The sequence below is a fragment of the uncultured Mediterranea sp. genome (assembly GCF_902493215.1).
Lineage (GTDB): Bacteria > Bacteroidota > Bacteroidia > Bacteroidales > Bacteroidaceae > Bacteroides.
The window spans coordinates 249,133-260,230 of sequence record NZ_CABUOL010000001.1; the positions used below are offsets into that span (position 1 = coordinate 249,133).

An 11,098-nucleotide genomic window follows, 5' to 3' on the forward strand; every position below is an offset into this window, starting at 1 on the left:
TACATTTTAAATTATAATGAAAATTTCACGCCCAAATTTACACGTTTCATGATAGGATAAGCTCCAGAACTAGTACTTGCGCCCGTGAAATTACCTTCACGATCATCAGGCATACGTGACCACATCCATAAATTATTACCGCTAATGAAAAGTCGTAAATTGGAAACACCAATCTGACGGGTCCAATTATTTTTAAATGTATAAGAAACTTCCACGTTTTTCAAACGTATAAAAGAAGCATCATATACATACTGGGTCCCATTGTAAGCAGCTACCGGCTTAGTCAACCAACGGGGAGTTACAAAATCTGCAGAGTTTCCAGCCTCAGCCCACCAAGTACCTGTATCAAACACTACATTATAACGATTATTGAAACAATTCAATTGTACAGCTCGACTTACATTGTTCACACCATAAAATTGAGCAAAACAACTGAAGCCTTTCCATTCAAAGCCAATAGTCGCATTATAAGTATTTTGTGGAGTAGTAGGATGTCCATACGGTGCCTGATCATCCTGATTTATCACTCCATCACCATTGAAATCTATAATGTAATAATCACCTGGAATACGACTTTCATTATTAGAATCATGCTTAGGACTTCCATATAATTCATCATATGAACCAATAAATCCATCATCCAAATAATAACGTCCTTGCCCCATAGGATAACCTGCAGCTTGACGATAACTCGGTAAAAGAGGCATATCATCTTTTACAATTACCTTATTTTCGGCATGTGTCATGCTCATATTAGCCCACAAACGCATTCCATTCTCCAATTTCTTGTTAAAACGTAATTCCAACTCATAACCTTTGGTATTTACTTTACCCTTATTAATTGTGGCTGGCGTTGCTCCAAAATAGGAAGGGACAGCTCGACTAGAACCATTAATCAAGATATCCGAACGCTTATCACGGAACACTTCAATACTACCAGCGAACAAACCATCCAACAATGCATAATCAATACCTAAATTTAGTTTTCTTACTTTTTCCCAATGAACATCGTCATTTCCTATAACCGATTCCCTATACCAGCTATAAGGGCTCTTACCACCTCTCTTTGTTGGATCCATATAAGCCTGCCAACTGCTATTATATGCCCACTGATCTTGAAAAAGCCATCTGCCACTAATATTATCATCACCAATTTCACCGTAAGATACCCTTATTTTCATCATATCCAAGATCTTCTTCTCTCTTAAAAAAGCCATAAATGGTTCTTCACTAATCATCCAACCAATAGCGCCAGAGTTAAAAAAGGCAAAACGATTGTCCTTGCTGAATTTCTCTGAACCATTATAAGCACCATTGTATTCAATAAAATACCGCCCAGCCCAATCATAGGTTGTACGGAAAGCCCAATCTTCACGGAAATGAGGAATCTCACTACCCTGAGCTACCTCCTGACGACTAAACAGCCCCATAGCTGTCACACTATGTTTCCCGAAATCGCGCGCCCAATTCAATTGTAACTGATAATTCAGGCTACGCCGAGTTGCGCCATTATTTACAGAACCACTCTCAACAACCCAGTCCCAAATAGGATACATATCAAATTGATTATTAGTTTCAAATGGGAATTGATAAGTGACATTTCCTGTATCTGGATCTATATATTTTCTCCGTTGGTTGGATCCATTATTAGATTGAGGCTCACTAATTCCTCTATCATTTTCCTGGAACGTATTATCCCAAGCTATCATTCCTCTAAAGCTCAATCCTTTAGTAATAAAATCCAATTTTTGTTCCAACACAAAATCCGTAGTGATTCGAGTTGTTGTATGCTGAGCTGCTCCACCTGTAGCTATCAAATCCACAGAATTATACATATTAATGTCAGATGGATAGTAACCTAAAGATCCGTCACTATAAACAGGAAGAAAAACGTCCGGCGGCGTAGTATATACACCAGCCCAAGCTCCAGCTTGTTTACTTGCTGATCCACTAGTCGCACTACTGTAATAATAAGGACGTTCAGTTTGTCCACTTGACCCTGCCAAACTTACTTTAAAGACCGTTGTTTTAGTTATGTTAAAGTCCAGATTGGTACGCATATTAATGCGATCATAACCAAAACCATTATCATAGCCACGTCCTGTTTTAAACTCACGATACAAGTCCCCTTCATGCACATAATCCATTGATGCAAAGTATTTTACAAACTTTGTACCACCACTGATATTAACATTTGCGTTGTAGGACATAGCAAAGTCTTTAAAAAGTACATCCTTCCAATCCACGTTCGGATAACGTTCCCTTTGCTCTACAGTCGTTTGATTCCGGAAATTATCTATAAACGATTGTGGACGAATATCATTCCATGAATCGGGATTCAGATTCAATTCATGCTCAATAATCATGTTACGTGCCATGTAAGCATCATAAGAGTCCAGTTTGTTTGGAAGACGAGACGGCGTCTTCATTACAGCATTGGCAGATACATTAATTTTAGCTTTGCCTTCTGCGCCTCGTTTTGTCGTTATCAAAATTACACCATTAGCACCTTTTACACCATAAACAGCTGTTGCAGAAGCATCTTTTAACACAGACAAGGTTTCAACAGAAGCCATATCTACACTACTCATAGGACGTTCTACACCATCAACCAAGACTAAAGGATCACTATTATTCCATGAACTGGCACCACGAATCGTAATTTTAGGCTCCTCACCACCGGGCATACCATTATCTGAAGTCGTAATAACACCCGGCAGATTACCTGTTAAAGCAGCGCCTATATCCGTAATACCTGCTGCACGTTCCAGCACCTGTCCAGTAGTCTGAGTAATAGCACCTACGACACTAGCCTTCTTCTGCTGACCATAACCTACAACAATAACCTCATCCAATTGCTGGGAATCATCCTCCAATATCACACGAATCAATTTCTTTGAGTTCACTTTAATTTCCTGCGATTTCATTCCAATAAAAGACACTACCAATGTCGCATTCTCGTTTGGAACAGACAATGTAAAATTCCCATCTATATCGGAAATCGTTCCCACCGCTGTGTTCCCCTTCAATACAATAGAAGCTCCAATCACACTCTCCCCATTGGAATCCAAAATAACCCCTTTTACTTGCAATCCTTGTGCCTGCAATCCTAGTCCAAACATTAACATCAATAAAAGCAGGCAAGGAATCTTTAAAATTTTTGTTCTACATTCTTCCATTACACTCTTTTTAAATTTTTCCACAACTAGATTTTAAGAAAATTTTCTCTTTACAAAATGTATTGTTTTTCACAACTACATCAGTTATTAACCACTTTCTTTGTCTTTCATGATATAAAACATTAAAGTTAAACAACAAGTCAATTTTAAAAAGGTTACAAAACAAAATTATACCTAAACAATAGACTAAGAATACTTAGCGCTACCTTTGCAAATAAAGAGATTTTATAAAAAAATGGTTTTAAATTCTATATCATACTCTATAAAAAACGTTTCATTCCATGAAATTTTTGATAAGACACACTATGTTATAGAGTATAACATACTAAAAACGTGTTCTTTATAATGCAAAGTAATATTTCTATTTCTTCAAACTACCCAAATTCACCCCTTGCCGCGCCATCAGCTGCGCCACGTACAATGAACGGGGAAAAACATTCGTCTCGCCCTGTCCTTCCCAGACGCCGTCTGGTCTTCCGCTTAAACGGCCTTCTGTCTTTTCTCCTTTCAAGCCGAAGCAATAATTGTCACCCGATACCCATGGAGACTGCACCGTAGCAGCCTTTACACGACAATTCCACAAAACTTGAGTCACACCAGCCCAACCATGCCCCGAACCCCAGTTGCCACGATCCTGAACATTGATTTCTCCGTCTGTGATAATATTGTCATACAATGTACCTGAAGCCCAACGATGATGGGGACCGATATCGGCATAGGTCTGAGAAGCCGTACAGTTGTAAAAAACATTCGGTCCACAGACACGCGCACCTGTCACAAAGTCGTGACGGCCTTCCGTTGCCTGGCAATTCATAAAGAGATTCTGTTGCCCGTTGTTGTTGAACGAATAGCGCCATCCGCCAGTAATGACCGACTTGGGCGAGAAACAACGGCAATCAGTCACGGTCACATTCTTGGCAAAAGCACCGCAACTCACCGCCGCATAACCAAAATAGCGGCAGGTCAGATTACCGGCCCAACAATTCTCAACCTTATCAAACAGAACACCCACCCAACCATGATTCACATCTTCATAATCTTCGAATTCCGACTCGAGACACAGATTCATAATACCTACTTCCTGAATCCGACCATCAAACCGATATTTATAAATGGCTCCGCCACCATATCGGGCATCCATCTGCATGACAACTGGATTGTCAATCCATATCCTCTTGCCTTCTACCTTCACAACCTGGCGTTCGTATGACAAATCGTATTCTTTTGCTCCCCACTGGCGGGTACCCGGCCTTTCTTTAATACGGTCCATCTGCAAATCATGAATCCATTGCGTGGTACCCGGTCGAAAAAGGATGATTCGGTCGCCCGGCTGGAAATCCTCCGACCGATCCACTTCAAACGACGTGGCACCTACAGGCACGAAAGTATCTGTAATACGCACGCGGCTGCCCTCTACCTCAACCGGCCTGCCCTCACCCGACACTTGAATCAGCGTATGTTTTTCCCTACCGACGGCTACAAGCCTTGTTTCGTTCACCTGATCGCCCTCACCTATCAGAATAATGCCACTCTGACGGATATGAATGGTACCTTGGACAGGGTATACGCCCCGTTTCAGCAAGATGGTTCCACGATGCCCTTCGGCATCAGGAGCCATGCGCGACACGTCGTCTATGGCTTCCTGAATCTGCCGCCTGTTATCCCCATCGGCCGCAGGCGAGAGCACTTTGGTAACCGTTGTCAGTCGGGGGATGGAGCGGTCTCCATGATGGTATCCCACCCGGCTGAAATCGGGAATTGTATTTCCCTTTTCATCGGGGATATAAACCAGTTTCCCTTCAGAAGTTATCTTCACGTAAGAAGACTGCCACCCTGCGGGCATCTTCAGCTGGGCCTGCATCTGAGGGAAGCACATCAACCACAGAATCAGGCCATAGACAAATGCTATATTTTTCATAATCTTACAGATATTCAATGGATTATCATACAAACAAGAACTTTTCCACATGCAACGACAATGCTTCGGATAAAAAGAGGCAATGTTTGGAGTGAAAGGAAGCAATGTTTTACACCCGATAAAGCAATGTTTTGTTCCCATAAAAACAATGCTTTCTTTCCGAGAAAGAAAAAGCAAAGTGGTATGCGGCCAGCCGAATGCCGACGGCATACCACCTCACGGACTCAGGGTTTCACCTGCAAAAAGGCTGTAGGTATTCCCTCTACCTTGACCGACACACAAGAAACGCCCCCATTCAGACGTACACGGATTCGTACCCGACCATTCTGGGCCTGTACCTTACGCGAACCGATGGAAGTGCCCTGATTCTGGATCAGCTCTCCGTCGCCAGTCAAACCAAAGTAAACAAAGTCGTCTGCATCCAGGCATTTCACGCCGTTCTTGTCCACCAGATAAGCCTCAACCTCTGCAACTCCGTCGGTTACCATCGAGGAACTCACTTCGAGGCGGGTGGGTTTCTCCCATTTTTCGGTCTGATATTCAAAGCAAATCTCATCTTCCACCGCGACCTTGCCGAGCGAAACGGCTTTCAGCACGTTCTTCCCTTTCTGAAATTTCACGTGCCAATGGAGGCCGGCGGCAGGGAAATCCTGCGAATTTCTTTTTCTGATACCCTGGCTCACTCCATTCAAGAACAATTCCACTTCTCCGCAATTGGAGTAAACCAGCACTTCCTGCTCTTGGCCAGGCTCTCCCCAACGGATGGGCCACGTGTGTCCATAGATATGAATCATCGGTTCTTTTGCCCAATAAGACTGGAAGACGTAGTAGGCTTCCTTCTTCGTAAAATCGCGCTCCACCACTCCCTTCTGATTGACGTAAGGGACAGGGTTCTCAGGACGGACAGGTGTGGAAAAGTCCTTGAAAGGCCAATAGGCCGTACCCGTCAGCCACGGCATCGTCTCCTGCTCCTTCAGATGCCAGTCTATCAGGCGTACGATGTAGGATTCACTCCACTCGTTCTTCTTCTTTGTCCAAGCTTTCAAATAGCTGTCCGTATCCCAACCAGCATCGATTACCTCGTTGTGACGACCGGCATGGCTGTCTCCACCCCACTCCACATGCAGGAAACGCTTCACCTTCTCCATTTCCGTCCGCGAGGTTTCCTTGTAATCAGTGAACACACCGCCATACCATCCCCGCCAGATAGAAGGTGAATAGACATCCACAATGTCGCTACAGAAAGCACAACGGCGGATAGCCGTCAGGCGGCTGGCATCCAAACGATGGGCCAAACTATGCAATTCGCTCATGAAAGCGCGAATCTTGGCCTTGTCGAATTCAGGGAAATCATTGGGCCAATCATTCTCGTTGCCCAGCCCCCAGATGATGACAGAAGGGTGGTTGTAGTGTTGCTCTATCATATGAGTAAGCATCCGTTTGGCCTGTGCCTGATATGCTTCACCTCCCAAACCACCTCTGCACCAGGGAATTTCTTCCCACACCAGAATGCCCAGTTCGTCACAAAGATTCAGAATGATTTCCGATTGCTGGTAATGGCCCAGGCGAATAAAGTTGACACCCATCTGCTTCATCATCTTCATCTCCTCTACCATCTGCTCTTCGGTCATTGCTGCTCCCACGCCGGCATGGTCTTCGTGGCGGTGGGTTCCCCTCAACAAAAGTCTCTCGCCGTTCAAGAAGAACGGACCTTTCTCCTGAAACTCATACGTACGGAAGCCGAAACGCTCTGTTGATACCCATGTCTGTCCATCGGCCGTAACAGACACCCGACAGGTATACAGCTTCGGAGCGTCCACATGCCACCAGACGGGTTTCTGAATCTCGATATCCTCCACATAGAAATCTCCCAACGGCACCACCGAATCCATCTGACGCGAAGCCACGACCTCGCCTTGAGGATTCTCGATTTCGACAGAGACAGAAGCCGTTTTCACATCCGTCGGATTATAGAAACGGCCTGTAATGTTCAGCACTCCCCGTTTGGAGGCAGGCACTTCGGGAGTAATCTGCAACGAGCCGACCGAAACTGCAGGCGTATATACCAAATTGACATAGCGGTAAAGGCCTCCATAAAGATTGAAGTCAGACAAGTCGGAAGGAATCATCTCCGCGTCGCGAGAATTGTCACAACGGATACTCAACGGTACCTTTCCCTTAAAACGCTCCGCATCCTTGGTAGCCAAGAAACGGTTGACGGCTTCTGTTATATCCACATTCCAACTGTCGTAACCTCCTACATGAGAGGCAACTTTCTCCATATAGACATATACTTCAGTCTTCTGCCCCGCTCCTTCGAACTCCAGCAACACACGTCCGCCGGCATAAGGGTTGTTCACTTCGAGCAGCGTCTTGTACCAACCCGGCCCCTGATAATAGTTCACATCAGGGTCAACCCCGTCTTCTGCATTGAAACAATGCGGAAGAGTGACCGGTGTCCATATCGGTTGACTTTCGGGCTGCCCTTTCCGCGCAGGGCGCACCAACTCCCAAACGTTGCCTACGTCCCCTTTCAGGAATTGCCAATTCTCAACCAACCTGATTTTCTTGTCTTTAGAAACAGGAATCTTGGCAAAAGATTCTACTGAAATCAGGCAAAACAATACCAACCAACATCCAATGTATTTATTCATAGTCCTATCATCTAACTATTTATAACTTAGTCATTACATCCATCTGAGAAGGCAACACAAACTCGCAACCTTCTTTTTGCAGGAATTCTATAATCTGCACAAACTCCTTTATCCTTTGCTCGTCCCATTGGTTGGGATGTCCCTGCAGAACGATGTAGGGTTTCTCTACCGCTCCTCCAGCCTTATAGTTCTTCAGGAAATACTTGTAATCCACCTTACCGGTACCATCTTCCATATTGATCCGATTGTTCAAGAGACAAACATCTGAACCCTGAAACAGGCGTTCGTTAGCAAAGAACACATACCGATAATTACCATTCTCCTGAATAACCCGTGCCGTCAGACTGTCCACCTGATTAAAAGGAGCGCCAAAGGTGGTCAGTTCAACGCCCAACATCGCCTTGCCCAAAGAGTCGGCCAGTTCAAAATGGCGCTTCTGATGTTCATAGGAGGCCCCTCCGAATTCAGGGCGTTTGTGATCGTATCCATGATGCCAGAACTCGAAAAGGCGGTTCCCTTCCGCATCCTTGGCTTGCATGTAAGGGCGTAAGGACGATTGAAGAGTGGCGTCGCAACGTTGCATAATGATACCAAACGAAGCCGATATTCCACGTCGTTTCAATACATCCATCACAGATGCACAACTGCATATATGGTTCTTCACCGACAAATCATCCAATTTCAATATTACTTTAGGAGAACATCCAGCTAGCAGGTCTTCATCCAAAAACAACAGATTGAAACGATCCTTCAGATGATATACATGATGGGAGCGGAAAAGACGCAGATATTCCTCCTTCTTCGCAGGATTCAGGCAAGAAGCAATGCGATACAGATCCTTGCAGAAACTCTGTACTTCCCCATCCCACCCGCTAATCTGTTGATAGGGCCATGCCTCCTGACCTTTTTCAACATATGGAGTGAGGAAATCTATCGCTTTGTAGAAACTTCTTCCGTCTGCCGACTCCAGTCGGTCGATAGGCAAGCCAGCCCGTTTCGCCATCAGCATGATATTGATGACATGGGTCAAGTTCTCTCTGGAGTAGTGGAAAGCAAGTGTCCTACGCAATTCCTGCGGCTGGCTGCCATCTGGCTCCACCTGGCGGAACAGACGTTTTTCAGGGAAAGCCTTGATTGTCTCTTCAGCCAACTTTCGGTTGCCCGAATAGAGAGCAAAAGTAATAATCTGCGTATCGTACGACACACTATGATTATTTGCACTGGCGGCTTCCTTCTTGCCTTGCGGGCTTGTCAGCATCCATTCGGTCAATTGCTCAAACCACGCTTTCAGTGCCTTGCTGTCTGCCTCTGTAAACGAGCGTGATTTCTCCAACAGAGTCACCGCCTCCAGCATTTCGATAAAAGAGTAAGTATCGATAAGTCCCGAACTGCGTCCCTTGTTATTGTCTTTCCCCATCACCACTTGCGAATACTCCAGATTCGGATTCATACAAGTAGCCTTGTCCAAGAACCAGACGCGTACCTGTTTCGTAGCTTCAGCCGCATACCGTTCTTCACCACTGAAATACCAGGCTAATGTCAACGCTATGACCCTGTCCACCATCTGCCCCAGGGGATAGCGGTCGTAATCGAAGATTTCAGGGTTTACCTCTCCATCTTTATTTATATAGGGAAGTCCGTTGGGTTTCGACGGGTCGGGCCAATAATATCGCGCGATGCTCATATAGTCGTGCTTGTCGCCACTGGCCGGCACCTGCTTCTTCATCATGACCGAAAGCGGCTCCTGCTTCAACCAGCCGTCCGCTTCCTGAAGCAATGCCTCATAGGACGCTGCATAAAAAGGTTTCCGTATCTGTTTCTTCACTTTGGCCAGATGCTCCATGTCCCAAACGGAGGTTACTTGGATAACGGGGATTACCTTAGTTTCAGCCTTCAATCCCAGCATGCAAGCACAAAGCACAACTAGTAATAAGATAAACTTCTTCATTGGTACTAAATTTTACGTCACATCATTTATAAGTTTCACTTGTCAGATACAAAAATAGGAACCATCCCCAAAAGTCATTATCAATAATATCCCCAATCCTATCAAATTCAACCCACCTGCCTCCTCTAAAAAAAGGAATGCCCTGCCCAACCCATTCTTTCGCCGAACACAAAACAGCCTTTTGTGCTGGAGAAAACAATGGTTTAGGCAGGGCAAAGCAATGCTTTTTGAAATCGCACTACTTACCAACTATCTGAAATCAATTACTCACACAATTTATAAATCTCGCACGCAGCCATCAGGAAAGCACCCGGTCCGTAAAGTTCTGTCATCTCGCGTGTCACTTTCTTGGGGTCGGCTCCGATAGGTTGTACCCAACATAATTTCCCATCCGGATCCACTGCGTCAGTCAATGCCTGCCACCCTTTTTTGACAACAGGCAAGAAATCTTTTGCCGGCAGATATCCACGATTGATGCCATACGCCAGGCCGTAAACGATGAAGCCTGTCGAACTGGTTTCGGGCGACGGATAGCTGTCCGGATCGAGCAGACTGGCATGCCAATAGCCGTCTTTTCCCTGAAGTCCGGCCAAACGGGTAGCAAACTCCACGAACAATGCTTCATAAAAGGGACGGAATTCAGTGTCAGCCTCCGGCAAAGTTTTCAGTATCTCGGCAAGGCCGGCAATGACCCAACCATTTCCCCGTCCCCAGAAAACTTTCTTACCATTTGCTTCACGCTGGTCAAAGTAACGGCTGTCCCGATAGAACATCTTCTCCTCCTTGTCGTACAGATGATTGTAAGTAGCTTTAAACTCTGCATCCATAAAATGCATATATTTCCGATTGCCCGTCAAGCGATAAAGACGAGTGTATACCGCAGGAGCCATAAACAAGGCATCACACCACGTCCAACGTTCCTGACGCAAATGAGGGACTCTGAAATCTACACTTCCATTGGAAGGATGACCCACCAACCACTCTGTACGAGCCAACGTAGGCTCCAACATGTTCTTATCCTTAAACTTTTCGTACAAATCTATGTAAGTTTGGGCTACACAAAAGTCATCCGCATGATACATGCGATTGCCCAATTGCCAACGTTGTCCCGAGAAAGTTTTTTTCATCCAGTTGTAATACGTGGAGTCACCTGAAAGCTCTGCCCAGTCACACAAGCCCATATACCATGCACCAGCTACCCAACCTCGCTGGTCTTTTGCTCCATGTCGGGTATTGGGGAACTCCTTTATTTGCCAGTCGGCAACTTTTTTCCCCAGTTGCTCAACGGCCTGCCGGCTCCATACGTTTTCAGTTTTAGTTTCGGATACTTGGGATACATTCAGCCCTGCCCCATTTACTGCATAAGTCATTACACTTGCGGACATGCATACGGCCGCAC

At 45.2% G+C, this 11,098-nt stretch carries 5 protein-coding genes; all 5 read right to left on the reverse strand.

Annotated elements, in window-relative coordinates; genetic code table 11:
* Window positions 1–11: 11 nt before the first annotated feature.
* Complete coding sequence (locus RDO88_RS00925; RefSeq protein WP_307757632.1) at window positions 12–3,179, reverse strand: SusC/RagA family TonB-linked outer membrane protein; 3,168 nt, start codon at window positions 3,177–3,179, stop codon at window positions 12–14.
* Window positions 3,180–3,540: 361 nt separating this feature from the next.
* On the reverse strand, window positions 3,541–5,055 hold the full coding sequence (locus RDO88_RS00930; RefSeq protein WP_374043879.1) for a hypothetical protein: 1,515 nt from the start codon (window positions 5,053–5,055) through the stop codon (window positions 3,541–3,543).
* A gap of 266 nt (window positions 5,056–5,321) precedes the next feature.
* Window positions 5,322–7,751 (reverse strand): glycoside hydrolase family 2 TIM barrel-domain containing protein, encoded by a 2,430-nt coding sequence (locus RDO88_RS00935; protein ID WP_307757561.1) that lies wholly within the window; start codon window positions 7,749–7,751, stop codon window positions 5,322–5,324.
* Window positions 7,752–7,770: 19 nt separating this feature from the next.
* Window positions 7,771–9,699, reverse strand: a complete 1,929-nt coding sequence (locus tag RDO88_RS00940) for an alginate lyase family protein (RefSeq protein ID WP_307757562.1) — start codon at window positions 9,697–9,699, stop codon at window positions 7,771–7,773.
* A gap of 263 nt (window positions 9,700–9,962) precedes the next feature.
* Entirely contained in the window at window positions 9,963–11,069 is a 1,107-nt protein-coding gene (locus RDO88_RS00945) for a glycoside hydrolase family 105 protein (RefSeq protein ID WP_374043880.1), read from the reverse strand.
* Window positions 11,070–11,098 lie beyond the last annotated feature (29 nt).

What these genes read in the sequence shown, in the direction of transcription:
- RDO88_RS00925 (WP_307757632.1), bottom strand. Translation starts at nt 3,179, where the DNA reads ATGGAAGAATGTAGAACAAAAATTTTAAAGATTCCTTGCCTGCTTTTA.
- RDO88_RS00930 (WP_374043879.1), bottom strand. Translation starts at nt 5,055, where the DNA reads ATGTGCTTCCCTCAGATGCAGGCCCAGCTGAAGATGCCCGCAGGGTGG.
- RDO88_RS00935 (WP_307757561.1), bottom strand. Translation starts at nt 7,751, where the DNA reads ATGAATAAATACATTGGATGTTGGTTGGTATTGTTTTGCCTGATTTCA.
- RDO88_RS00940 (WP_307757562.1), bottom strand. Translation starts at nt 9,699, where the DNA reads ATGAAGAAGTTTATCTTATTACTAGTTGTGCTTTGTGCTTGCATGCTG.
- RDO88_RS00945 (WP_374043880.1), bottom strand. Translation starts at nt 11,069, where the DNA reads ATGACTTATGCAGTAAATGGGGCAGGGCTGAATGTATCCCAAGTATCC.